The sequence below is a fragment of the Paraburkholderia sp. UCT2 genome, from assembly GCF_014397665.1.
Classification (GTDB): domain Bacteria; phylum Pseudomonadota; class Gammaproteobacteria; order Burkholderiales; family Burkholderiaceae; genus Paraburkholderia; species Paraburkholderia tuberum.
On sequence record NZ_VZQO01000012.1, the window covers coordinates 139,861 to 164,377 of the forward strand.

Annotated in this window: 23 protein-coding genes; 8 read left to right on the forward strand and 15 right to left on the reverse strand. The window is 64.4% G+C overall.

The genetic code is table 11. From position 1 onward, the window contains the following. Positions 1-33 precede the first annotated feature (33 nt). Together ugpB and ychF are read right to left on the reverse strand one after the other, a co-directional pair. On the reverse strand, positions 34-1,359 hold the full coding sequence (gene ugpB / locus F6X39_RS12790) for a sn-glycerol-3-phosphate ABC transporter substrate-binding protein UgpB (protein WP_187616871.1): 1,326 nt from the start codon (positions 1,357-1,359) through the stop codon (positions 34-36). A 717-nt stretch (positions 1,360-2,076) separates the two neighbouring features. Then, positions 2,077-3,171, reverse strand: a complete 1,095-nt coding sequence (gene ychF, locus F6X39_RS12795) for a redox-regulated ATPase YchF (RefSeq protein ID WP_187616872.1) — start codon at positions 3,169-3,171, stop codon at positions 2,077-2,079. A gap of 268 nt (positions 3,172-3,439) precedes the next feature. Between ychF and F6X39_RS12800 the strand changes: the two genes are divergently transcribed. The 5 genes from F6X39_RS12800 (at position 3,440) to F6X39_RS12820 (ending at position 8,863) form a co-directional block, all read left to right on the forward strand. After that, positions 3,440-3,808, forward strand: coding sequence for a hypothetical protein (locus F6X39_RS12800; protein WP_262414691.1), 369 nt, complete (start codon positions 3,440-3,442; stop codon positions 3,806-3,808). A gap of 236 nt (positions 3,809-4,044) precedes the next feature. After that, positions 4,045-5,217 (forward strand): UbiH/UbiF family hydroxylase, encoded by a 1,173-nt coding sequence (locus tag F6X39_RS12805; RefSeq protein WP_187616873.1) that lies wholly within the window; start codon positions 4,045-4,047, stop codon positions 5,215-5,217. Positions 5,218-5,423: 206 nt separating this feature from the next. Further along, positions 5,424-6,149, forward strand: coding sequence for a DsbC family protein (locus tag F6X39_RS12810; protein WP_090802025.1), 726 nt, complete (start codon positions 5,424-5,426; stop codon positions 6,147-6,149). Positions 6,150-6,284: 135 nt separating this feature from the next. Next, positions 6,285-8,075, forward strand: coding sequence for a M61 family metallopeptidase (locus F6X39_RS12815; RefSeq protein ID WP_187616874.1), 1,791 nt, complete (start codon positions 6,285-6,287; stop codon positions 8,073-8,075). A gap of 191 nt (positions 8,076-8,266) precedes the next feature. Then, entirely contained in the window at positions 8,267-8,863 is a 597-nt protein-coding gene (locus F6X39_RS12820) for an FMN-dependent NADH-azoreductase (RefSeq protein ID WP_018420121.1), read from the forward strand. Between the two features lie 126 nt (positions 8,864-8,989). On the opposite strand, the gene F6X39_RS12825 is transcribed toward F6X39_RS12820, so the two are convergent. The 8 genes from F6X39_RS12825 to rpe all read right to left on the reverse strand — a co-directional run bounded on the left by F6X39_RS12825 (position 8,990) and on the right by rpe (position 16,355). After that, positions 8,990-9,811 (reverse strand): uracil-DNA glycosylase, encoded by an 822-nt coding sequence (locus F6X39_RS12825; protein WP_187616875.1) that lies wholly within the window; start codon positions 9,809-9,811, stop codon positions 8,990-8,992. Positions 9,812-9,896: 85 nt separating this feature from the next. Further along, positions 9,897-10,523 (reverse strand): CYTH domain-containing protein, encoded by a 627-nt coding sequence (locus F6X39_RS12830; RefSeq protein WP_187616876.1) that lies wholly within the window; start codon positions 10,521-10,523, stop codon positions 9,897-9,899. 62 nt (positions 10,524-10,585) lie between these two features. Beyond that, entirely contained in the window at positions 10,586-11,371 is a 786-nt protein-coding gene (trpC, locus tag F6X39_RS12835) for an indole-3-glycerol phosphate synthase TrpC (protein ID WP_090802017.1), read from the reverse strand. Between the two features lie 18 nt (positions 11,372-11,389). Continuing rightward, complete coding sequence (gene trpD / locus F6X39_RS12840; protein ID WP_090805481.1) at positions 11,390-12,421, reverse strand: anthranilate phosphoribosyltransferase; 1,032 nt, start codon at positions 12,419-12,421, stop codon at positions 11,390-11,392. A 19-nt stretch (positions 12,422-12,440) separates the two neighbouring features. Then, complete coding sequence (locus F6X39_RS12845) at positions 12,441-13,058, reverse strand: aminodeoxychorismate/anthranilate synthase component II (protein WP_187616877.1); 618 nt, start codon at positions 13,056-13,058, stop codon at positions 12,441-12,443. Positions 13,059-13,071: 13 nt separating this feature from the next. Next, positions 13,072-14,565: an anthranilate synthase component I gene (gene trpE / locus F6X39_RS12850; protein ID WP_184065692.1), complete on the reverse strand. Its 1,494-nt coding sequence runs from the start codon at positions 14,563-14,565 to the stop codon at positions 13,072-13,074. Between the two features lie 376 nt (positions 14,566-14,941). Next, the gene (locus tag F6X39_RS12855; protein ID WP_184052422.1) at positions 14,942-15,658 is read right to left on the reverse strand and encodes a phosphoglycolate phosphatase; all 717 of its coding nucleotides are present in this window, start codon (positions 15,656-15,658) and stop codon (positions 14,942-14,944) included. A 13-nt stretch (positions 15,659-15,671) separates the two neighbouring features. After that, on the reverse strand, positions 15,672-16,355 hold the full coding sequence (gene rpe / locus F6X39_RS12860; RefSeq protein WP_262414692.1) for a ribulose-phosphate 3-epimerase: 684 nt from the start codon (positions 16,353-16,355) through the stop codon (positions 15,672-15,674). Between the two features lie 328 nt (positions 16,356-16,683). Here rpe and apaG point away from each other — a divergent pair, with 328 nt between their 5' ends. Continuing rightward, the gene (gene apaG, locus F6X39_RS12865; protein WP_184009102.1) at positions 16,684-17,058 is read left to right on the forward strand and encodes a Co2+/Mg2+ efflux protein ApaG; all 375 of its coding nucleotides are present in this window, start codon (positions 16,684-16,686) and stop codon (positions 17,056-17,058) included. A 145-nt stretch (positions 17,059-17,203) separates the two neighbouring features. Here the strand turns inward: apaG and F6X39_RS36365 are convergent, their stop codons facing one another. Beyond that, a complete protein-coding gene (locus F6X39_RS36365) occupies positions 17,204-17,377 on the reverse strand; it encodes a hypothetical protein (protein ID WP_167368587.1) in 174 nt (57 codons plus the stop codon). A gap of 16 nt (positions 17,378-17,393) precedes the next feature. Between F6X39_RS36365 and F6X39_RS12870 the strand changes: the two genes are divergently transcribed. Further along, on the forward strand, positions 17,394-18,512 hold the full coding sequence (locus tag F6X39_RS12870; protein WP_222945203.1) for a murein transglycosylase A: 1,119 nt from the start codon (positions 17,394-17,396) through the stop codon (positions 18,510-18,512). Between the two features lie 186 nt (positions 18,513-18,698). On the opposite strand, the gene paaK is transcribed toward F6X39_RS12870, so the two are convergent. The 4 genes from paaK to paaN form a co-directional block, all read right to left on the reverse strand. Further along, positions 18,699-20,003: a phenylacetate--CoA ligase PaaK gene (paaK, locus tag F6X39_RS12875; protein WP_187616879.1), complete on the reverse strand. Its 1,305-nt coding sequence runs from the start codon at positions 20,001-20,003 to the stop codon at positions 18,699-18,701. A 112-nt stretch (positions 20,004-20,115) separates the two neighbouring features. Next, the gene (gene paaI / locus F6X39_RS12880; RefSeq protein WP_187616880.1) at positions 20,116-20,577 is read right to left on the reverse strand and encodes a hydroxyphenylacetyl-CoA thioesterase PaaI; all 462 of its coding nucleotides are present in this window, start codon (positions 20,575-20,577) and stop codon (positions 20,116-20,118) included. Position 20,578: 1 nt separating this feature from the next. Continuing rightward, complete coding sequence (paaG, locus tag F6X39_RS12885; protein ID WP_187616881.1) at positions 20,579-21,370, reverse strand: 2-(1,2-epoxy-1,2-dihydrophenyl)acetyl-CoA isomerase PaaG; 792 nt, start codon at positions 21,368-21,370, stop codon at positions 20,579-20,581. A 166-nt stretch (positions 21,371-21,536) separates the two neighbouring features. After that, the gene (paaN, locus tag F6X39_RS12890; protein ID WP_187616882.1) at positions 21,537-23,237 is read right to left on the reverse strand and encodes a phenylacetic acid degradation protein PaaN; all 1,701 of its coding nucleotides are present in this window, start codon (positions 23,235-23,237) and stop codon (positions 21,537-21,539) included. Between the two features lie 135 nt (positions 23,238-23,372). On the opposite strand from paaN, the gene F6X39_RS12895 reads away from it, so the two are divergent. Next, entirely contained in the window at positions 23,373-24,149 is a 777-nt protein-coding gene (locus tag F6X39_RS12895; RefSeq protein WP_184036005.1) for an enoyl-CoA hydratase, read from the forward strand. Positions 24,150-24,517 lie beyond the last annotated feature (368 nt).

A 24,517-nucleotide genomic window follows, 5' to 3' on the forward strand; every position in this document is an offset into this window, starting at 1 on the left:
CCGGAGCGCCGGAACCCTGCCTGCAGGCGATGCTTAGTTACCGGCCTTTTCGAAGCGGCGCAGCAGGTCGTCGCCGCGCGCGACGGACGAGTCGAGCGCCTGTTGCGGCGTCTTCCTGTCCGCCCACACCTGCTCGAGCTCTTCGTCGATCACGGTGCGGATCTGCGGCATGTTGCCCAGACGCAGGCCCTTCGTGAACGGCAGCGGCGGCTTGTTCAGCATCTGGCGGATCGCGGTGTCGCTGCCGGGGTTCTTGTCGTAGAAGCCCTGCTGGCGCGTCAGGTCATACGCGGCGGTCGTGATCGGCAGATAGCCGGTGTCCTGATGCCACTTCGCGGCGACTGGCGCCGTGGCCAGATAGGCGAGGAACTTCGCGACGCCCTTGTAGACGGCCGGGTCCTTGCCCGACAGCACCCACAGGCTCGCCCCGCCGATGATCGCGTTCTGCGGCGCGCCCTTCACGCTGTCGTCGTACGGCATCATGCCGGTGCCGAAGTTGAACTTCGCGTATTTCTTGATCGTCGCGAGCGAGCCTGACGAGTTCGTGATGATGCCGCAGTCGCCGCTATAGAACTTCGACACCGGTTCGTCCTTGCGGCCGACATAGGTGAACGTGCCGTCCTTCGCCATGTTCTGCAGGAACTGGATGTGCGCGACCTGCAGCGGCTTGTTGAATTCGAGCTGCGCGTCCATGCCGTCGAAGCCGTTGTTACGCGACGCGAACGGCGCCGCATGCCACGCGCTGTAGTTCTCGAGCTGAATCCAGCTTTGCCAGCCCGACGAGTAGCCGCACGACATGCCCGAGGCCTTCAGCTTCTGCGCATCGGCGTGCAACTCGGCCCAGGTCTTCGGCGGCTGGTTGGGATCGAGGCCAGCCTTCTTGAACGCATCCTTGTTGTAGTACAGCACCGGCGTCGAGCTGTTGAACGGCATCGAGATCAGTTCGCCGGTTTTCGAGTCGCTGTAATAGCTCGCGATGGTCGGCACGAAGGCTTTCTGATCGAGCGGCAGGCCCGCGTCCTTGAATACCTGCGTGACCGGGACGATGGCTTTCTTCGCCTGCATCATCGTCGCGGTGCCGACCTCGTAGACCTGCAGGATGGCCGGCGCATTGCCGCTGCGATAGGCGGCGATGCCGGCGGCGAGGGTCTGGTCGTAGGTGCCCTTGAACACGGGCACGATCTTGTAGTCGTTTTGCGATTTGTTGAAGTCGTTCGCGATGTCGTTCAGACGTTCACCCAGTGCGGCTTCCATGGCGTGCCAGAACTGGATTTCGGTCGCGGCGTGAGCCGCCTGGCTGACGCCGATGCTCAATACAGCGGCGACGGAAAGTGAACGGAACAGCGGCTTGTAATTCATCGTTTTTGTCTCCGGTTCGGAAGGGGCGCGGACGCGAATCGCGCGATTCTAGTTGTGTTCGATGACATTCCGGCGGCGGCGCGCCGGAAGCCGAAATTTAGCATTGGCTGTCAGGGAAAAGAAATAAACGGGAATCTATTCGGGAAGATCACGGGTGATGCAACTCGGGCCATGGCGCGGGCAAAAACAATCGCCTCATGCAACCCGTCCGATCGGTCGGGCCAATACCTGAAGGTTCGCACACGATGGGGTCGCCAAGGCATTCCCATCATGTCGGAGCTTTCGGCATGCCATTGACGCCTAATCCGGGAACGCACACTTTCGGCAGGGACGCCTTCTTCATGCATGGCGACAGCTAGAGTCATCCGGGTAGGCCATAGGGGCCGACGGCGCGAACGCGGAAGGTTTGGGAATCGCTCTTGCCTATGCGTTGCCGAGAAATCCCGCAGCTGTGCTGAAGGTCGTAGACCCTGTCGAAGGCGACAGTCACATTCTCGCGATATCACGTGTGTGCGGCATTCCGTTTATTGACGATGCGCTGAAAAACTACAAGGCCAAAGCGTTGCACGCTGTTTCGGCGGTCACGACTGCAAATCCGCACATCAAGGTCCGTTGTCTCGACGCGTTGCGGAAGTCGTAGCGCGCAAACAAAAAAGCCCGCAACTCCTGAGGGTTCGCGGGCCTTAAGCGCGCAGCGCAGTTTGCGCTGCTTCGCGCTTACACGTTGAACAAAAAGTTCATCACGTCGCCATCATGCACGACGTACTCCTTGCCTTCCGCGCGCATCTTGCCGGCTTCCTTCGCGCCTTGTTCACCCTTGTAGGCGATGTAGTCGTCGAAGCTGATCGTCTGCGCGCGAATGAAGCCGCGCTCGAAGTCGGTGTGGATTGCGCCTGCCGCCTTCGGCGCCGTGTCGCCGACGTGGATCGTCCACGCGCGCACTTCCTTCACGCCGGCCGTGAAGTAGGTCTGCAGGCCGAGCAGCTTGAAGCCCGCGCGGATCACGCGGTTCAAGCCCGGCTCATGCATGCCCATGTCGGCGAGGAAGACTTCCATGTCGGCTTCGTCGAGGTCGGCGATTTCCGCTTCGACCGCCGCGCACACGGCCACGACCGGCGCGCCTTCAGCAGCCGCGAACTTCGTGATCGCGTCGAGGTGCGGGTTGTTCTCGAAGCCGTTTTCCTTCACGTTGGCGACGTACATCGTCGGCTTGGCGGTGATCAGGCAGAACGGCTTGAGCGTGGCCTTTTCTTCATCGGTCAGATCGAGCGCGCGGACCGGCTTCGCCTGGTCGAGCTGCGCGCGGACCTTCTCCAGCACCGCCGCATTCTTCGCGGCTTCCTTGTCGTTACCCGACTTGGCCGCCTTGGAATAGCGCGCGAGCGCCTTCTCGACGGTGGCGAGGTCGGCAAGCGCGAGTTCGGTGTTGATCACCTCGATGTCCGACAGCGGATCGATCTTGTTCGCGACGTGAATCACGTTGTCGTCTTCGAAGCAGCGTACGACGTGCGTGATCGCGTCGGTTTCGCGGATGTTCGCGAGGAACTGGTTGCCGAGGCCTTCGCCCTTGCTCGCGCCGGCCACCAGACCGGCGATGTCGACGAACTCGACCACGGCCGGCAGGATGCGCTCCGGCTTGACGATTTCGGCGAGCGCCTTCAGCCGCGCGTCCGGCACCTCGACGATGCCGACGTTCGGCTCGATCGTGCAGAACGGATAGTTTTCGGCGGCGATTCCCGCCTTGGTCAGCGCGTTGAACAGGGTGGACTTGCCGACGTTGGGCAGGCCGACGATGCCGCATTTGAGGCTCATGGAAATCCTTCAGTGAATCAGTTGGTTGCGTGATGCGCTCGACGCTGCGCGCGGATTCGGAAAGCCTTCGCGTGAGGTGGGGCGCGGCAGGCTCAGCGGAGCGGACAAGACACCGAATCGGGGCGTTGGCTCGACGATTGAGTGCGAGTTTTCACGGAAAGCGCAATTGTAACCCGTTCGCCCGCGCGGACCCGCCGGCGCATTGGCGCGAAGCCACTGTAGAATCGTCAGTTCAGAGTCGGCAGAGCTCAATTTCCGGGGGAGCAACGTGGGACTCATCGGATGGGTTGGGATCGGCGTCGTCGCCGCGGTCGTGGTGGGCTCGGTCGCGACATGGGTCGCGCCGAATTTCGACGAAGCGCAGGCCACCACGGACCGGCAGACCATCGATTGTTTGACGACCCACCTGTCGCACGAAGATCACGCCGACATCGCGCGGTTCGCCGATAAGAACGACTACGACTCGCTATGGCGCGTGTTCGACCGTGTGTTCCCCGACTGCGCGGTACGCAGCGATCAGCGCGATCGCAAGGCGGAGCTCGAGGCGGCCGCGTGGCGCAACCTCTCGTCCAATCGCGACTTCATGCGCATGCGCGAGGCGAACGCGGCGCTCGCGGCAAGCGCCGCGACGCATTAGCACGACGCATCGAGGCCGCGCGGCCAGCGGCCCGGGACTCAAATGCGCGTGGCCGCCCACGCATGAAGTGCGGGTTACGCGAGCGGTCGGCGTCAGACTCGCACAGTCCCGCCGACAACCTCAGGCTCTCACCCCACACACCATGTCCGGCACGAGCCCGCGAGGCCCCGCGCACGGAGCCCAACGGCCGCGCCCGTCGATCCGTCCCCCGCAACCCCCGCGGCTATAATGCGCGCATGAACGCACACCACCAGACCTTTGATGCCGCCGTGATCGGCGGCGGGCTCGTCGGCAAGACCGCGGCGCTCGCGCTCACGCAAGCCGGACTGCGCGTCGCACTGCTCGCGCAGCCTTGCGCGGCGCTACCCGCCGGTGCTGTCTTCGACTCGCGCGTCTATGCGTTGTCGTCGAGTTCGCAGGCCTTGCTCGAACGGCTGCGGGTCTGGCAGGCGCTCGATCACACACGGCTCGGTCCCGTCTACGACATGCGCGTCTACGGCGACGCGCACGCCGAGCTGCATTTCTCGGCGTTTCAGGCATCGGTACCGCAGCTTGCGTGGATCGTCGAGTCGTCGGTGATCGAGCGCGCGCTCGATGCCGCGCTGCGCTTCCAGCCGAACCTCACGTGGATCGACGCGCGCGCGCAGGCGCTCGATTTCTCCGTCGACAACGCGAGCGTCGGCCTCGCGAACGGCAGCGTGCTCGAAGCGGATCTGGTAGTCGGCGCGGACGGCGCGCACTCGTGGGTGCGCGCGCAGATCGGCTCGAAGATGGTGCGCCGCGACTACAGACAGATCGGTGTGGTCGCCAATTTCAAGGCTGCGAAGCCGCACGGCGAAACCGCGTATCAGTGGTTCCGCGACGGCGAGATCATCGCGTTGCTGCCGATGCCGGACGGCCACGTGTCGCTGGTCTGGTCGGCGCGCACCGAACACGCCGAGCAGTTGCTCGCGCTCGATCCCGAGCGGCTCGCCGCCGAAGTCGAGCACGTGAGCGGTGAACAGTTCGGTGCGCTCGACTGCTTGACGCCCGCGCAGGGCTTCCCGCTCGCGTTGCAGACCGTGGACCGGCTCGTCGCCCCGCGGGTCGCGCTGGTCGGCGATGCCGCACATCTGATCCATCCGTTGGCAGGACAGGGCATGAACCTCGGCTTGCGCGACGTCGCCGCGCTCGCGAGCACGATCGGCGGCAAGGAGTCGTTCCGCGATCTCGGCGACATGGTGCTGCTGCGTCGCTACGAGCGCGCGCGCCGCGAAGACATTCGCGCGCTGATGATTGCCACCGACGGTCTGCAGAAACTGTTCTCGGTGCCCGGTCCGCTCGCGCGCGCCGTGCGCAATACCGGCATGGCGTTCGTCGGCGCGCAGCCATTCATCAAGCGCTGGCTCGTGTCGGCCGCGCTGGGGTAAACCGCAACGAGGCGACGGGCGGATAGCCGATGGCCGGTCACCGGCGCCCGGGACAGGTATCATGACCGGATCGAAGCGCTGCGATCCGCCCCTTATCCGACCCCCGATCGAACCTGATCGAGCCTGATTGAACAGATAGGCGGCCGAAACTCGCGGCCGGAACGTAAAAAAACGCGCAGGTGCGCGACTGACTCCAGGACTCCAGCATGAAAAAGACCTTCCGCATCGCCGCCGCCGCGCTCGCGATCGGTGCCGCTATGCTCGGCTGCTCGGCGCAGGCCGACCAGACCACCGACAAGCTCAAGGCCACCTTGCAAACCCGTCTTTCCGACGTGACGATCAAAAGCGTGTCGAAGACGCCGATCGCGGGCCTGTACGAAGTGAATCTCGGCACGCAGATTGTCTACAGCGATGCGAGCGGCGACTACCTGATGCTCGGCGACATGGTGGACTCGAAGACGCGCAAGAATCTGACCGAGGCACGCCTGTCGGAAACCAACCGCATCGACTTCGCGAGCCTGCCGTTCGGCAACGCGGTGAAGGTCGTGCGCGGCAATGGCGCGCGCAAGATCGCGGTGTTCTCCGATCCGAACTGCCCGTACTGCAAGCAGCTCGAAAAAACGCTGCTGTCGATCGACAACGTGACGGTCTACACGTTCCTGTACCCGGTTCTGTCGCCCGATTCGACGGCCAAGTCGAAGTCGATCTGGTGCTCGGCCGATCGCGCGAAGGCGTGGGAATCGTGGATGCAGGACCGTCAGGCGCCGACCGCCGCCGCCACCTGCGACACCGCCGCGATCGACAAGAACCTCGCGCTCGGCCGTTCGATGAACGTCGAAGGCACGCCGACGGTGTTTCTCGCCGACGGTCGCCGCCTTCCCGGCGCGGTGCCGGCAGATCGGCTCGACAAGGAACTGTCGGCCGTGCACTGAAAAGCACACAGCGCACGCCCGCCGCGGGCGCAACAGATGCAACGTTCAAACGAAAGGAGGCGCACGCAGCGCCTCCTTTCGCATCGAGCCCCGAACTTCTCCGCCTCACTCTCCTGACACTCCCAAGCGCCGCCGATGAAGCCGATCCGCTACACCATCGTTCCTGGTAACCCCGCCGCCCACCTGTTCGAAGTCACCGTGACCGTCGCCGATCCCGATCCGGCCGGCCAGCGTTTCATGCTGCCGGTGTGGATTCCGGGTAGCTACATGGTGCGCGAGTTCGCGCGCAACATCGTCACGCTGCGCGCGGTGAACGACGCGGGCCGCAAGGTGCGCGTCGAGAAGATCGACAAGCACACGTGGCAGGCCGCGCCGGTCAAGGGAGCCTTGACGCTGCGCTACGAGGTGTACGCATGGGACCTGTCGGTGCGCGCCGCGCATCTGGACGACACGATCGGCTTTTTCAACGGCACCAGCGTGTTCCTGTCGCCGCTCGGCCATGAGGACGCGCAGTGCGTGGTCGATATTCAGAAGCCGCAGGGGGCCGCGTATCGCGGCTGGCGCGTCGCGACCGCGCTGCCGGAAGCGCGCGGCACGAAGCGCTACGGCTTCGGCGAATACCGCGCGCAGAACTACGACGAATTGATCGACCATCCTGTGACGCTCGGGGAATTCGCGCTCGCGACGTTCAAGGCGCACGGCGTGCCGCACGACGTCGTGATCGGCGGTCGCGTGATCGGGCTCGAAATGGAGCGTCTGTGCAAGGATCTGAAGCGCATCTGCGAAGCGCAGATCGCGTTGTTCGAACCGAAGTCGAAGAAGGCGCCGGTCGAGCGCTACGTGTTCATGACGCAGGCTGTCACCGACGGTTACGGCGGGCTCGAGCATCGCGCGTCGACCGCGCTGATCTGCAATCGCACCGATCTGCCGGTGCAGGGCCGCGAGCCGATGAGCGAGGGCTACCGGACCTATCTCGGTCTGTGCAGCCACGAGTATTTCCACACGTGGAATGTGAAGCGGATCAAGCCGGCCGTGTTCGCGCCGTATGACCTCGGCGTCGAAAACTACACGTCGATGCTGTGGCTGTTCGAGGGCTTCACGTCGTATTACGACGACCTGATTCTCGTACGCAGCGGTGTGATCTCGCAGGACGACTATTTCGGCCTGCTCGGCAAGGTGATCGGCGGGGTGCAGCGCGGCAGCGGGCGCCTCAAGCAGAGCGTCGCCGAAAGTTCGTTCGATGCGTGGGTCAAGTACTACCGGCAGGACGAGAACGCGCCGAACGCGATCGTCAGCTATTACACGAAGGGCTCGCTGATCGCGCTCGCCTTCGACCTGACGATCCGCGCGCAGACCGGCAACCAGAAATCGCTCGACGACGTGATGCGTCTGCTGTGGAAGCGCTTTGGCCGTGACTTTTATCGAGGCAAGCCGGTCGGCGTCGACGAAAGCGAGATCGAGGCGATTTTCGCGGAAGCGAGCGGCGCGCAACTGGCCGAACTGTTCGCCGAGGGCGTGCGCGGCACGCGCGATCTGCCGCTCGACGCGCTGCTCGCGCCGTTCGGCGTGGCGCTCGCGCCGGACGTCGACAAAAACGGCAAGCCGTCGCTCGGCGTGCGGCTACGCGGCGGCGCGGATTGCGCGCTCGCGACCGTGCACGAGGGCAGCGCCGCGCAGAAGGCCGGCCTCTCCGCTGGCGACGTGCTGATCGCGATCGATGGTCTGCGCGTGACCGGCGGGAATATCGATGCTCTGCTGACGCGCTATCAGCCGGGTGCGAAAGTCGACGTGCACGCGTTCCGCCGCGACGAGCTGCGCGTCACGCAGGTGAAGCTCGACGGCCCCGAAGTGGCCCGCTACAAGCTCACGGTCAGCGATCACCGTCCCGCCGCGCGCAAAGCCCTTGAGCGCTGGCTGACGAAGTGATCGGCGTGGTGGTGGGCCGCACCGGGCGGTCCACCGATCGTCGCCTGTCCCGTCGTCAATCGGCGGAGGAGGGCGGTGGATTGTTCTACCCATGCAACAATCCTTCGCCGCCGGACGGCTTTTTCGCCGGCCGGTAAAAAAACACAATGACTTCACTCGCGCAACACTGCGCGCCCCTACTGGAGTCAACCATGACCACGATCCTGCAAATCAACTCGGCAGCCCGTTCGCAAGGCGCGAACTCGACGCTTCTCGTCAACGAGCTGACGGAAAAGCTGCAACAGTCGAATCCGGGCGCGCAAGTCGTCGTCCGTAACCTGCAAGCCGAACCGCTGCCGCACCTCGACGACGCCGTGCTCGGCGCGTTCTTCACGCCGGCCGACCAGCGCACCCCGGAACAGGCCGCGATCGCCGCACGCAGCGAAGCGCTGATCGCCGAACTGCAAGCCGCCGACGTCATCGTGATCGGTGCGCCGATGTACAACTTCGGCATCTCGTCGCAACTGAAGACGTACTTCGACTTCATCGCACGTGCGGGCATCACGTTCCGTTACACCGCGAACGGCCCGGAAGGCCTCGTGACGGGCAAGAAGGTCCACGTCGTGTCGGCGCGCGGCGGCAAGTATCTCGGCACGCCGAACGATAGCCAGACGCCGTACCTGAAGAGCTTCCTCGGCTTCCTCGGCATGACCGACGTGAACTTCATCTACGCCGAAGGCCTGAACCTGGGCCCGGACGCCGCGAACGCCGCGCTGAGCTCGGCACGCGAAGCGATCGCCGCGGTCTAAGCGGGTTTGTCCTGCCGCATTGCGCAGCTTCGATGCGGCGCGAGCGGTGAAAAGAATAACGCCACGGATGGGTTCACCCTCCGTGGCGTTTTCGTTGTGTATCGCAATCTTCTGACGACGACGCTCTCACGCAAGCATTTGCGCGTCGTCCGGTAGACGCCAGTCGATCGGCTCCCGGCCGTGCCGCAACAGATATTCGTTCGCCTTCGCGAAATGCCCGCAACCGAGAAAGCCGCGATGCGCGGACAGCGGCGACGGATGCGGCGCCTCCAGCACATAGTGCGACTTGCCGCCGAGCAGCGCGCGCTTCGCCTGCGCATGCGCGCCCCACAGCATGAAGACGAGGTTCTGATGCCGCGTCGCGAGTTCGTGGATCAGCGTGTCGGTACATTTCTCCCAGCCGCGTTTCGCGTGGCTCGCGGCGCTGTCGCGCTCGACGGTCAGCACCGTGTTCAGCAGCAGCACGCCCTGTTTGGCCCAGCTGTCGAGGCAACCGTGCTGCGGCGTCTGGTGACCGAGACTCGCGGCGATTTCCTTGAAGATGTTGCGCAGCGACGGTGGCGGCCGCACGTGCGGCGCGACCGAAAACGCGAGACCGTGCGCCTGCGGCGTGCCGCGGTCTTCGCCGTGGTACGGATCCTGGCCGAGGATTACGACTTTCACTTCGTCGGGGCTCGTCAGGCGGAGCGCGCGGAACACGTCGGCCGGATAGATCGTTTTGCCGGCGGCACGCTCACCGTCGACGAAGCGGCACAGCGGCGCGTAGGTGTCGCTGTCGATGAAGGGCTTCAGATGCGCGCGCCAGGCCGCGGGTAGCGCGGCGAATTGCGCTTCGAGCGTGGGCGGGGCGGCGCTGGGGTCGGCGGAGGCTGCGGTTGCGGCGGGCGCGACATCGTCGAACAGCGATGCCTGCGGCAAACTGGAGCGGGTGCGGGAAGCGGAGGTCATGGCGGGGAAGTGTCGCAGCAAACGCGGACTAGCTCAAGTTGCGGCAAGCGAGCGCATGAGGTGCCGCGGGTTTCGGGCAACGCGCTCACTTGGCGCGCAACCGATACCCGCGCTGCGCCTTGCTGATGTCATCCGGCGCGAGGCCGGCAATCCGTTTGCCGAGTTCGGCGGCGAGCGTGTGAAGCGCCGCTTCGTCGCCCGATTTCAGTTCGAGCTCGATCTCCGAGATCGGCGCGCGGCGCGCTTCATCGTCGACCTCGGCAAGCACGTCGCCCTGATCGATCGCCGCCTCGATCTGAGCGCCGTTGGAGTCGAGCAGCCATAGCGTGCGCGTGAAATTGGTGTGGAATAGCTCGATCAGCGCAGGCGCGGCCTGTTTCAGTGCATCCGCGGCGGCGGGTTCGTCGCAAGCGCTCAGCAACGATTCGATTTCGAGCTTCGCGCCCGCGACCGGCAATTCCCATTCGTGCCGGCTATGCAAGCCGTTCGTCGCCGTGCCGACCGTCTTGAAGGTCTGCAGCCAGCCGTCCGGGGTCTGCCGTAGACGCAGCGCGCTCTTTGACGACGCCAGCGTCAACTGCGGCGTATCGAAGTAAATGTTCACGAGCTTGATCGCGCGTCCGTTCTTGCCGGCGCGCGCGGCGAACCACTGCGTCGCCGCCTGCACCTGCGAAGCCGGCAGCGCCAGCTTGATTTCGCGTTCCATACCCATGCCGGGTGTCCTTGTTGCGTGGATTTCTCTGCGCCCGATACGCCGATACGTCGATACGACGCTCAGAAAAACATCCGCGCGAGTTCCACGCCCGGCTCGTCCGCGCGCATGAACGCTTCGCCGACGAGGAAGGTATGCACGTTCCGCGCGCGCATGCGCTCGACGTCGTCGCGCGACAGGATGCCCGATTCGGTCACGACGATGCGATCGTCGGGAATCGCGTCGAGCATGCCGAGCGTCGTGTCGAGCGAGGTTTCGAAGGTGCGCAGATTGCGGTTGTTGATGCCGATCAGTGGCGTCTTCAGCGTCAGCGCTTCCTTGAGTTCATCGCTGTCGTGCACTTCGACGAGCACCGCGAGACCCAGCGAATGCGCGAGCGCTTCGAGGTCCTGCATCTCGGCGGTTTCGAGCGCGGCGGCGATCAGCAGGATCGCGTCGGCCCCCATCGCGCGTGCTTCGACCACCTGATACGGATCGACGATGAAGTCCTTGCGTATCACCGGCAACTGGCACGCGGCGCGCGCTTGCTGCAGATAGGCGACGCTGCCCTGGAAGAACTGCACGTCGGTCAGCACGGACAGACACGCCGCGCCGTGCTTCTCATACGAACGCGCGATGTCGGCCGGCACGAAGTGCTCGCGCAGCACGCCCTTCGACGGGCTCGCCTTCTTCACTTCGGAGATCACCGCGGCGAGACCCGCCGTGTGCTTGGCGCGCAATGCGCCGACGAAGTCGCGGAGATCGCGCGACGACGCTTCGAGCCGCAGTTCTTCGAGCGGCACGCTTTGCTCGGCCGCCCGGACTTCTTCGCGTTTGACCGCGATGATGCGGTCGAGGATGTCGCTCATAAATGTCTCGCTACGTGATTACTGCTTGAATTGCTGGGTGAAGCGCACCAGTTCGTCGACCTTCGCGCGTGCCTTGCCGCTCGCGATCGCTTCGCGCGCGAGCTCGATGCCGTCCGCGATCGTGGCCGCGACGTTCGCCGAATAGAGTGCCGTGCCGGCGTTCAGCGTGACGATTTCCCGCGCGACGCCGGGCTTGTTGCTGAGCGCGTCGAGCAGCATGACCTTCGACTCGCCCGCGTCGGCGACTTTGAGCGTGCGGTTCGACACCATCTGCATGCCGAAGTCTTCCGGATGGATCTCGTACTCGCGGATCTCGCCGTCGCGCAACTCGCCGACCAGCGTGGCGCCGCCGAGCGACACTTCGTCCATGCCGTCCATCCCGTACACGACGAGCACGTGTTTGGCGCCGAGGCGCTGCATCACGCGCACCTGAATGCCGACGAGGTCGGGGTGAAACACGCCCATCAGCTGATTCGGCGCGCCGGCCGGATTGGTGAGGGGCCCGAGGATATTGAAGATCGTGCGGATGCCGAGTTCCCGGCGTACCGGCGCGACGTTTTTCATCGCCGGATGATGGTTCGGCGCGAACATGAAGCCCATGCCCGTTTCCGCAATCGATGCCGCGACCTGCTCCGGTTGCAGATCGATGTTGACGCCGAGCGCTTCGAGCACGTCCGCGCTGCCCGACTTGCTCGATACGCCGCGATTGCCGTGCTTTGCGACCTTCGCGCCCGCTGCGGCCGACACGAACATCGTCGCGGTGGAAATGTTGAAGGTGTGCGCGCCGTCGCCGCCGGTGCCGACGATATCGACGAAGTTCGAGTTGTCCTGCACGTCGACGTGCCGGGCAAATTCACGCATCACCGTGGCGGCCGCGGTGATTTCGCCGATGGTCTCTTTTTTGACGCGCAGGCCGGTGATGATCGCCGCCGACATCACGGGCGACAGCTCGCCGCGCATGATGAGGCGCATCAGGTGCAGCATTTCGTCGTGAAAAATCTCGCGGTGCTCGATGGTCCGCTGCAAGGCTTCCTGGGGCGTAATGGACATGATCTCGTCTCCCTTTGTGTCAGGCATTGCGGGGCGCCGCGTGACTCGAGGCCTTGCCGGCGACGGCGAGCTTTGACTGCTTGACGAAGTTTTCGAGCAGCGCGTGGCCGTGTTCGGACAGGATCGATTCCGGGTGGAACTGCACGCCTTCCACGGCAAGTTCCTTGTGGCGCACGCCCATGATTTCGCCGTCTTCAGTCCATGCCGATACTTCGAGGCAGTCGGGCAGCGATTCGCGTTCGATCGCGAGCGAGTGGTAGCGCGTTACCGTAAAGTGCTTCGGCAGGTCTTCGAATACGCCCTTGCAATCGGTTTCGATCGTGCTGACCTTGCCGTGCATGATGGTCTGCGCGCGCACGACGCGGCCGCCGAACGCCTCGCCGATCGCCTGATGGCCGAGACACACGCCGAGAATCGGCGTCTTGCCGGCGAATTCGCGCAGTACGTCGAGCGTGATGCCCGCGTGTTGCGGATTGCTCGGGCCCGGCGACAGGCAGATGCGCTCGGGGTTCAGCCTGGCGATTTCATCGAGCGTGATTTCGTCGTTGCGGTAGGTGCGCACGTCTTCGCCGAGTTCGCCGAAGTACTGCACCAGGTTGTAGGTGAACGAGTCGTAGTTGTCGATCATGAGCAGCATGGTGTGTCTCCGGTCAGAAGTCGCTATCGAGGCCGTCCTGGACCTGCTCGGCGGCGCGCATTACCGCGCGTGCCTTGTTCTCGGTCTCCTGCCATTCGGATTCGGGCACCGAATCGGCGACCACGCCCGCGGCCGCCTGCACATACAGATTGCCGTTGGCGATCACGCCGGTGCGGATCGTGATGGCCAGATCCATCTCGCCGGTGAACGACAGATAGCCGACCGCCCCGCCGTACAGGCCGCGCTTGACGGGCTCGAGCTCGTCGATCAGCTCCATCGCGCGGACCTTCGGCGCGCCCGACAGCGTGCCGGCCGGGAAGGTGGCGCGCAGCACGTCGAAATTGGTCATGTCGTTCTTGAGCTTGCCTTCGACCGAGCTGACGATGTGCTGCACGTGCGAGTACTTCTCGATCACCATCTTGTCGGTCACGACCACCGAGCCGATCTGCGCGATGCGGCCGACGTCGTTGCGCGCGAGGTCGATCAGCATCACATGCTCGGCGATTTCCTTCGGATCGTTCAGCAACTCGGTAGCGAGCGCGGCGTCGCGCTCGGGCGTGTTGCCGCGCGGACGGGTGCCGGCCAGCGGGCGGATCGTGACGATACGGTCCTCGCCGCGCTTTTCCTGGCGCACCAGAATCTCCGGCGACGCACCGACCACGTGGAAGTCGCCGAAGTTGTAGTAGTACATGTACGGCGACGGATTCAGCGAGCGCAGCGCGCGATACAGCGACAGCGGATTGTCGCGGTACGGCTTGATCAGGCGCTGGCCGACCTGCACCTGCATCAGTTCGCCGGCGGCGACGTATTCCTTCGCCTTGCGCACGGCCGCCAGGTAATCGTCTTTCGCGAACTCGCGGTAGATCTCGGTGCGTACGCTGGCCGACACGACGGGCGGCTCGACGGTGACGCGCAGCCGCTGGCGCAGTTCGCGCAGACGGTGCTTCGCTTTCGTGTAGGCCTCAGCCTGGGTCGGGTCGGCGTAGACCACCAGATAGAGCTTGCCGGCGAGGTTGTCGATGACGGCGACTTCCTCGGTCAGCAGCAGCTGGATGTCGGGCAGGTTCAGATCGTCTTTCGGCGCGCTGTGCGCGAGCTTCTTCTCGATATAGCGCACGGCGTCATAGCCGAAATAGCCGGCGAGACCGCCCGTGAAGCGCGGCAGCCCCGGGCGTTGCGCGACCTTGAAGCGCGCCTGGAATTGCTGGATGAACGCGAGCGGATCGCCCTCGTGCGTCTCGACGACCTTGCCGTCGCGGACCACTTCCGACACGCCGTTGCGCGTGCGCATGAGAGTCCGCGCCGGCAGGCCGATGAACGAATAACGCCCGAAGCGTTCGCCGCCGACCACCGACTCCAGCAGGAACGAGTTCGCGCCGTTGCGCTCGGTCTGCGCGAGCTTCAGGTACAGCGACAGCGGCGTCTCGAGGTCGGCGAGCGCTTCGGCGATCAGCGGAATGCGGTTGAAACCCTCGTTGGCGAGGGACTGGAATTCGAGTTCGGTCATGTTCCGATCCTGTACGGTGGTCCGGCGGCAGCAAGCGTCGGGCAAAGCGGGGCTAAGCGCCTTCGGTCAGGGCGTGGGTCGACGTTCTCGACACAATGATACCGACCGGCGCGGGTCTTCCATCGGCGCGTGCGAGCGGTGCGGGTGAGCAACGGTACCTTGCGGGTACGCGCAGGCTCAATCAGCCGATGCAGCTGCGCAAAAACAGATCGATGGAAAAAGCGCGTGAGCGCAGCGAAGTAAAAAACGGTTGCCGAAGACGAGCTTCAGCGTACCTCAGGCGAGGTTAGCGCGACCAGCGACGCCAGGGCCAGGCTCCCCGGTCGATGCTAATCAGACTCCGTTTTTTATTCAGAAACATGAGGATGAAGGACTGTTAAGTCGTGGATTGATGCGCTGCGATCGCCCTGGCGGCGTCGAGCAGCGAGGCAACTATACCATCGGATTTTATCGTTTGTATAGCTTGGCCGTGGTTGTACCCGTAGGGCACGGTCAGCGTCGCCATGCCGGCCGCGCGGCCCGCCAGCGCGTCGTTTTCCGAGTCGCCGATCGCCACCGTGGCGCTCGGCTCGACGCCGAGCTGCGCGGCGGCGGTCAGCATCGGAAGCGGGTCTGGTTTCTTTTTCGCGAGACTGTCGCCGCCGAGCACGACGCTGAAATACGGTGCAAGCCGGTACTGCTGCAGCAATTCGAGCGCGAAGCGGTGCGGCTTGTTGGTCACGCAGGCGAGCTTCAGGCCCGCGTCGCGCAGCGCGCGCAGACCGGCCTCGACGTCTGGATAAAGCCGCGTGTGCACGCCGTTGATCTTCGCGTACTCGGCCTGATAGATCGCGAGCGCTTCGTCGAAGCGCTCTTGCGCGTGCTCGGCTTCGAAGCGCGGCGCAAGCACGCTGCGGATCAGATGCTCCGAACCCTTGCCGACGTAGCCGACCACTTCCTCGCGCGTCGTTTCCTCCGCGTCGAGCTGAGCGAGCATACCGTTGAGGCCGGCGGTGAAGTCGTCGGCCGTGTCGATCATCGTGCCGTCGAGGTCGATGATCGCGGCTTCGAGGCGCGGGCCGGTAAACGTCGGGGCGGGATACGGAGTGGTCATGAGGCGCTGGTTTTTAACGCTGGACGGTCGCGAGGGCGGCGCGCATTTTGTCGATCACGACCTTGTGATCGGGCTGGCCAAAGATCGCCGAGCCGGCCACGAACGTGTCCGCGCCGGCCGCCGCGATTTCCGCGATGTTGTCGACCTTCACGCCGCCGTCCACTTCGAGGTGGATGTCGCGGCCGGTGCGCTCGGTGTACGCGTCGATGCGTTTGCGCGCTTCACGCAGCTTGTTGAGCGCCTCGGGGATGAACGACTGGCCGCCGAAGCCCGGGTTCACCGACATGATCAGCACGAGGTCGACCTTGTCCATCACATGATCGAGATAGTTCAGCGACGTCGCCGGATTGAACACGAGGCCGGCCTTGCAGCCGTGGTCGCGGATCAGCGACAGCGTGCGGTCGATGTGAACCGACGCTTCCGGGTGAAAGCTGATCAGGTTCGCGCCGGCTTTCGCGAAGTCCGGCACGATGCGGTCGACGGGACGCACCATCAGGTGCACGTCGATTGGCACGTCCACGTGCGGGCGGATCGCTTCGCATACGAGCGGGCCGATGGTCAGGTTCGGCACGTAGTGGTTGTCCATCACGTCGAAGTGGATCCAGTCGGCGCCGGCGGCGGCGACGTTGCGGACTTCTTCGCCCAGGCGGGCGAAGTCGGCGGAGAGAATGCTGGGAGCGATGCGAAATTGCGTCATGACAGGGGGCCGATGCAAGCGGGAAAGCGCCATTTTACCGGTTTTGCGCGTGCAGACCGGGGTGCTGCCCGCGGTTGGCGTGGCGGAATCGCGCGATGAAACTTCGCAAAGTGCCGGCGCAAAAACGACATGGAGACTGGGCGCGGCAAAGCAGCCGTGTCCCAACGTCTTAGACACTGCTGGCCGAAAGGCGTATCCGGTTGCGGCCATGCCGCGCATCAAGCAGAATGCCATTCCATGAGCGCCGCATCGCCACTGCACCCGCAGACCATTGGCGTTCGGGCCTTCCACGATTTTTCACAGCCCGTTTGATCAGATCGGAATCAGGATGAGCCAGTACGAATTCAGCGTCTCGGCGCAGGTGCACTACCTGCCCGAAGAATCGGACCCGGAGCGTCGCCAGTACGCCTTTGCCTACACGCTGACCATCCGTAACACCGGCCAGGTGCCCGCACAGTTGATCGCGCGTCACTGGATCATCACCGACAGCGAAAACACCGTCCAGGAAGTCAAAGGCCTGGGCGTGGTCGGTCATCAGCCGCTGCTCAAGCCGGGCGAGCATTTCGAATACACGAGTTGGGCAGTGATCGCGACGCCGGTCGGCACGATGCGCGGCGATTACTTCTGCGTGGCGGAGGATGGTGAGCGCTTCGAGGCGCCGGTGCCGGAGTTCGTGTTGCGCATGCCGCGAACGTTGCATTGAACCGGCGCGGTGTTGCGCGGTCTTTAATGAGTTCGTATCGGCGCGCGGCGCAGCGGGCAGTTGAGTGGGTGGTTGGATGAGCGCTCAGACGAGCGCTTGATGCACGAGGGGTTGCGCGGTTCCGTATGCAACCCGCCGGCCGGGGTCACTGCGGCTTTTGCTGTTGGGACCGTTCCGCCGGCTTGGCACGTCGCGCTTTTTTCTTGCCAGACGACGTCCACACAACGATAAAGACGAGCAGGAACAGCGCGAGCAGCGATTCCAGCGCGAAGATGAGCATCGGGTATTCGTCGAACAAATCAGACATGGCGGTTTCCATCAAGAACGAACATTGTATGCGTTTTGTCCGCCGAGCCGGCGCGTGGGTCGGTGCATTGTCGGTTGCGGTGTTGCTTGCCTCCTGCGGTGGCGGTGGCGCCCTCCGGCCTTCGCCGCCGAGCAGCGCGGCGATCATCCCCGGCCAGATCGCGTCGTCGCGCTTGACCGCGGTTGCGTGGCAGCAGGTGCCGGGCTGGCAGGACGACTCGCTGATCGGCGCGACGGCCGCGTTGCGGCAAAACTGCACGAGGCTCGCGCGTCAGCCGAACTGGTCGCGTGCATGCGCGGCCGCCGCGCAAATCGACGATCTCGACGTCACCGGCGCGCGCGCCTTCTTCGAAGCCTACTTCACGCCGTTCCAGCTCGCGAATAGCGACGGCACGCTCGACGGTCTGGTCACCGGTTACTACGAGCCACTGCTGCGGGGCTCGCGCACGCGGCATGGGGTATATCAGACCGCGCTGTACCGCTGGCCCGCCGGCTATCGCGCGGGGGCGCCGTTGCCGGCGCGCGCCCAACTCGAACGCTCGGGCGCGCTCAGCGGCAACGAACTCGTGTGGGTCGACGACCCGATCGAAGCATTCTTTTTGCAGGTGCAGGGCTCCGGGCGCATCGTGATGGAAGACGGCAGTGTGATGCGCGTCGGCTTTGGCGGTACCAACGATCAGCCGTACAAGTCGATCGGGCGCTGGCTGCTCGATCATGGCGAGATCACACCCGCGCAGGCGACGATGCAGGGCATCAAGGCATGGGCACGCGCGAATCCGACGCGCGTCGATGGATTGCTCGACACCAATCCGCGCTTCGTGTTTTTTCGCGAGATGCCGTCGGCCGAAAGTATGCCGAGCGGCGGCGCGGACGGCCCGATCGGCGCGCTCGGCGTGCCGCTGACGCCGGAGCGCTCGATTGCGGTCGACCCGAGCGCGATTCCGCTCGGCACGCCGGTGTTCCTGCAGACCACACGGCCGCTGACGAACTCGCCGATGAACCGCCTCGTGTTCGCGCAGGACACGGGCACCGCGATCAAAGGCGGCGTGCGCGCCGACTACTTCTGGGGCCTCGGCGACGATGCTGGTGATCTGGCTGGCAAGATGAAGCAGGGTGGCCGGATGTGGCTGCTGCTGCCGAATTCGTGAGGCGGTGGGGCGCAGGCAGAAGCGTGACTGCCGTTTGAGTTACGGCGGTTTTCGGGAGGCGGGTTGGAGGCTGCCGCGAACGTCAATAGAAGTCGTGGAAATCGGCGTCACGTTCGGATCAGGATCCGTGCGTGACGCCGTTTTTTGTTGGGCTCTTACGCTGCGCGTCGTTGCCGGTTGCCTGACTTAGAGCCCCGATCTGCGCTTGTCGACCACCCGCCGTGCCTTGCCCACCGAGCGCTCGATCCCATTCACGGCCAGCACGTTCACCACCGCGCTTACGCCAATCAGCGCCTTGATGTCGTACGCCAGCGCGTTTTTCGCGATGGATAGCGCGGAAGTATCCGGCGCGCTTTCGGGGCACGGTTCGACGTTCAGCGTCAACACGTCGAGCGGCCCTTCCTTCGTCAGTACGATCTGATAGTGCGGCGCGAGCGCGTGCTGCTTGAGCAGCAACTCTTCGATCTGCGTCGGGAACACATTGACGCCACGGACGATCATCATGTCGTCCGAGCGGCCCGTGATTTTTTCCATACGCCGCATCGTGCGGGCGCTGCCCGGCAGCAGGCGCGTGAGATCGCGCGTGCGGTAGCGGATGATCGGCAGCGCTTCTTTCGTCAGCGACGTGAACACGAGTTCGCCGAGTTCGCCATCGGGCAGCACCTCGCCCGTTTCGGGGTCGATGATCTCGGGATAGAAATGGTCTTCCCAGATCGTCGGGCCGTCTTTGGTCTCGACGCACTCCGAGGCGACGCCCGGGCCCATCACTTCGGAGAGACCGTAGATGTCGACCGCGTCGATGCCCATGCGTTTTTCGATCGCCTCGCGCATTTCGTTGGTCCACGGCTCAGCGCCGAAGATGCCGATGCGCAATGAGCAGCTAGCCGGGTCGATACCCTGGCGCTCGAGTTCGTCGGCGATCGACAGCATGTAGCTCGGTGTCACCATGATGATGTCCGGCCGGAAGTCCTGGATCAGCTGCACCTGCTTTTCGGTCTGACCACCGCCGAACGGAATCACGGTGAGCCCCGCGCGCTCGGCGCCGTAATGCGCGCCGAGGCCGCCCGTGAAGAGGCCGTAGCCGTAGCTCACGTGCACCTTGTCGCCGCGCTTCGCGCCGGCGGCGCGTATCGAACGGGCGACGAGATTCGCCCACGTGTCGATGTCGCGCGCCGTATAGCCGACGACGGTCGGTTTGCCGGTCGTCCCAGACGATGCATGGATTCGCGAAATCTGCTCCTGCGGCACCGCGAACATGCCGAACGGATAGTTGTCGCGCAAATCCTTCTTCGTCGTGAACGGAAAGCGCGCGAGGTCCGCGAGCGACTTGACATCGCCCGGATGAACACCGGCTTCGTCGAACTTGCGCCGGTACACCGGCGAATTTTCATACGCATGGGTGAGTGACCATTTGAGCCGTTCAAGTTGGAGCGCGGCGAGCTTGTCGCGGCTGGCGGTCTCGATCGGATCGAGCGGAAGAGCGGTGCTCATCGAATGTCTCCTTGCTGCCTCAGTATCTGAGTCTGATATGTAACGCGTTGGCGTCAGAGAGCCGCGCAGACAGTTGTCCGCGAGGGCGGCTCTGGCTTGCCGTCGCTCAATGTTAGTCGCCGGTGGGAATCAGGTTGCCCTTGATTTGCGCCGACTTGCCGCGAAACATCGCGACGGTCTCGCCGGCGCGATTCGTGACGCGAATATCGTAGATGCCAGTGCGCCCGCTCGATGTCTGCTCGACCGCTTCGGCGCTCAGCACGTCGCCGCCGTAGACCGGCCGGAGGTATTCGATCGAGCAGCCGGCGGCAACCGTATTGATGTTGTAGGTGTTGCAGGCGAACGCGAAGGTCGAATCGGCGAGCGTGAAGATCAGGCCGCCATGGCAGATCTGGTGGCCGTTCAGGAAATCGTCTCGCACCGCCATGCGCAGCCGCGCATAGCCGGGGCGCACTTCGAGAATCTCGAGCCCGAGCGCGCGACTGCAGGCGTCGTTTTCGTACATCGCGGCAGCTGTCGCGCAGGCGAGTTCGTCGGCAGTCATCTGGTCGGGGCGGCTGGTTTGCGTGGACATCTCAACGCCCCTCGAAGCGCGGCGCGCGCTTTTCGATAAATGCCTGCACGCCTTCCGCGTAATCGTGTGAGGCGCCTAGTTGGCGCTGCAGATCACGCTCGAGATCGAGCTGCTGGTCGAGCGTTTGCGTCGTGCCGGCACGCATCGCCTGCTTGATCGCGGCGATCGCGCGCGTCGGTTGCTGGGCAAGCTGGGCCGCGAGTTTTGCAGCGGCCGGAGCCAGTTCGGCGTCGTCGAGCGCTTGCCAGATCAAGCCCCAGCTTTCGGCTTTGTCGGCGCTGAGCTTGCCGCCGGTGATCGCGAGGCCGAGCGCGCGTGCCATGCCAACGCGTTGCGGCAGGAACCACGTCCCGCCCGAATCCGGCACGAGGCCGATCTTCACGAACGCTTGGATGAAACTCGCGGAGCGAGCTGCGAGCACCAGGTCGCAGGCCAACGCGAGATTGGCGCCCGCGCCGGCGGCCGTGCCGTTGACCGCGGCGATCACCGGAAACGGTAGCGCTTGCAGACGGCGGATCAACGGATTGAAGTATTCATCGATCACGGCGCCGAGGTCGGTCATCACGCCGGGCGTGAAATCGAGGTCGGCGAGATCCTGGCCGGCGCAGAAGCCGCGTCCCGCGCCGGTGAGCACGAGCGCACGGGCGCCGGACTTTTCGACCTGGTCGAGTGCCGCGCCGAGTTCCTGATGCATCGCGCGCGTGAAGCTGTTGAGCTTGTCCGGGCGGTTCAGCGTGATGGTGGCGACGTGGCTCGATGAGTCGATGTCCAGCCGGATCGCTTCATATGACATGGGGTGTCTCCTCAAACTCTCTTTGGCCGATGGGCACGGTCGCTCGACTAGCGTCGGCGCGTGATGCCGATCCGATGTCTGATGTTAGTCAGAGCGCACGACTCGGTCCATCCGCCGAACGGCATAGGACGAAGTCGTGCGTTGTGCTGAAGCCTTCTTATGCCGTTCAGCCAGCTACCGCGGGCGCCGCTTTCGGTTCAACATGAACGCGGCTTTGAACGACACGGAAGCGGTTGGCGACGAAAGCGGCATCGGCAAGCGCGGCATTCGCGGCTGGGTTGGCGCCGGTGCCGTGAAAGTCCGAAAAAGCCGCGGACTGGTTGACGAACACGCCACCGGTCAGGTTGATCGACAGTGCGACGCCGCCGCGAATCGACGCTTCGTGCGCGGCGTCGAGCACGGCGTCGTCCGTGCTGTAGACCGCCAGCGTTAGCGCGCCGTGCTCGGCAGCAATGTCGCCAGCGAGGTCGAGTGACTGCGCGGTCGAGTCCGTCGCGATGACGAACGAGATCGGCCCGAACCATTCTCTCGTGAACTGGGCGCGGTCGGTCGAGGCGTCGAGTTGCAATACGAGCGGTGTGCGCACGCGAGCGCCCGGAAAGGACGGATGGTCGAGCGTCTGGCTCGCGGCGAGAACGCGGCCGAGCCCGGCGGCTTCGTCGATGCGCTGCACGACGCCTTCGTTCTGGATCGCGCCGAGCAGTTCGACGGCGCGGGCCGGATCGGCGACGAGCTTTTGCACCGCGCCGGCAAGCGCCTGGGAGACATCGTCAAAGCTGAGCGTGCCTTCCGAGGTGCGAATGCCGTCTCGCGGTACGTAGATATTTTGCGGCGCGGTGCACATCTGGCCTGAGTAGAGCGCCAGCGAGAACGCGATGTTGCGCGCGGCCGCCTTGATGTCGTCGACCGAGTCGATGACGATCTGATTGACGCCAGCTTTTTCGGTGTAGACCTGCGCGTGGTGCGCGTTGCGCTCGAGCCAGGTGCCGTTCTGGGTGCTGCCCGTGAAGTCGATCAGTTTGATCTCGGGGCGCTGGGCCAGTTGCTGGACGAGGGCGCCGTCGTTCGGGGCGGTGGCCAGCAGCGTGACGACGTTCGGATCGAAGCCCGCTTCGCGCAACACGTCACGCGCGATGCGCACGGTCAGCGCGAGCGGCAGGATCGCGCCCGGATGCGGCTTGACGATCACCGTGTTGCCGGTGGCCAGATCGGCGAACAGGCCCGGATAGCCGTTCCACGTCGGGAATGTGCAGCAGCCGAGCACGAGGCCGATGCCGCGCGGCACGACGGTGTAGCGCTTGTGCATCGCGAGCGGCGGGTTTTTGCCTTGCGGCTTTTCCCAGTGCGCGTCGGCGGGAATACGGCGCAGCTGATCCCAGGCATACGCGACCGCTTCGAGCGCGCGATCCTGCGCGTGTGGGCCCCCTGCCTGGAAGGCCATCATGAACGCCTGACCGGTCGTGTGCATCACGCTATAGCCGAGCTCGAAGCTGGCGCGATTCAGGCGCGCGAGGATTTCGAGGCTCACGCCGATCCATGCCTGCGAGCCGGCGGCGCGCCAATCGCGTTGCGCCGCGGCAGATGCGGCGATGAGCGCGCTCGGGTCGGCTTTCGGGTAACGCACGCCGAGCTGGATGCCGAACGGCGAAACCTCTGCGCCGACGGTCTCTCCCGTCGACGGTTGGTCCAGGTCGAACGTTTTGTCTAGAAGCGCCTTGAACGCGGCTTCGCCGTCCGCGTTGGCTGTTTCCCCGTACACTTTCGGACTGGGCATCTCGACGAACGGGCTCCAGTAGCCGCGCGTTTCGAGCGCGGCGAGCGCTTTGTGCAGCGTATCTTCGTGCTTGGTGAATAGCGGATGTGTCATGGCAAAGAGGCTCGGCTGTACGTTGGGGAAATACCTGTCGAATAATTGACCGACCGGTTGGTTGGTGAATGGTAGCATCACCACAGACGATGCGCGAAGCGTTTTTCGCGTGCGATTAACCCTTATGGAGGCGGCATGGCTTACGAAAACATTCTGGTTGAGACGCGGGGACGGGTCGGACTGATTACGCTCAACCGTCCGAAGGCTCTGAATGCACTGAACGACGCGCTGATGGACGAACTAGGCGCAGCGTTGCGCGAGTTCGACGGCGACGAGTCGATTGGCGCAATCGTCGTGACGGGCAGCGAGAAAGCGTTCGCGGCCGGTGCGGACATCGGGATGATGGCGTCGTACTCCTATATGGATGTCTACAAGGGCGACTACATCACGCGCAATTGGGAAACGGTTCGCTCGATCCGTAAGCCGATCATTGCCGCGGTGGCGGGCTTCGCGCTCGGCGGCGGCTGCGAACTGGCGATGATGTGCGACATCATTTTCGCCGCCGACACGGCGAAGTTCGGTCAACCGGAAATCAAGCTCGGGATCATGCCGGGCGCGGGCGGCACGCAGCGCTTGCCGCGGGCGGTGTCAAAAGCGAAGGCGATGGACCTCTGTTTGACCGCCCGTTTCATGGATGCCGCCGAAGCGGAGCGCGCCGGACTGGTTTCGCGCGTGATCCCGGCGGCATCGCTGCTTGACGAAGCGGTCGGCGCGGCCGCCACCATTGCGGAATTCCCGCTGCCGGCGGTGCTGATGGTCAAGGAGTCGGTCAACCGAGCCTTTGAAACGACGCTCGCGGAGGGCGTGCATTTCGAGCGCCGCCTGTTCCATTCGCTCTTCGCCACCGAAGACCAGAAAGAGGGCATGGCCGCGTTCGTGGAGAAGCGCAAACCGGTTTTCAAGCACCGTTAATACGCTTGTCAAAATATCGCTTGCAAGTCCCGATGTCGGCGACTAGAATTCCGCTCTTTCGCGCTCCGGACGCCGGGGTGCGGAGAAGCGGGAAGCCTTTGATGGCGTGGGCTTCAGCGGCGTGGGCAGGTTAAGCGAGTGATAAAAACCTGTTGACGATCCGACGGAAGTTCTCCATAATTTCGTCTCTCTGCTGCAGACGCAGCGACGCAAACGAAGCAGTGCCGGGTAGTGGTGGTTCAGGCGCGGCGGGTTTGGCGGACCGATCTTTAAAAACTAACAGTCGATAAGTGTGGGCGCTTGATGCGGAATGCGGCGGCGGATTCTCCGGAGTCTGCTGTCAGGCAGAAGTATCAGAAGCCTCACAC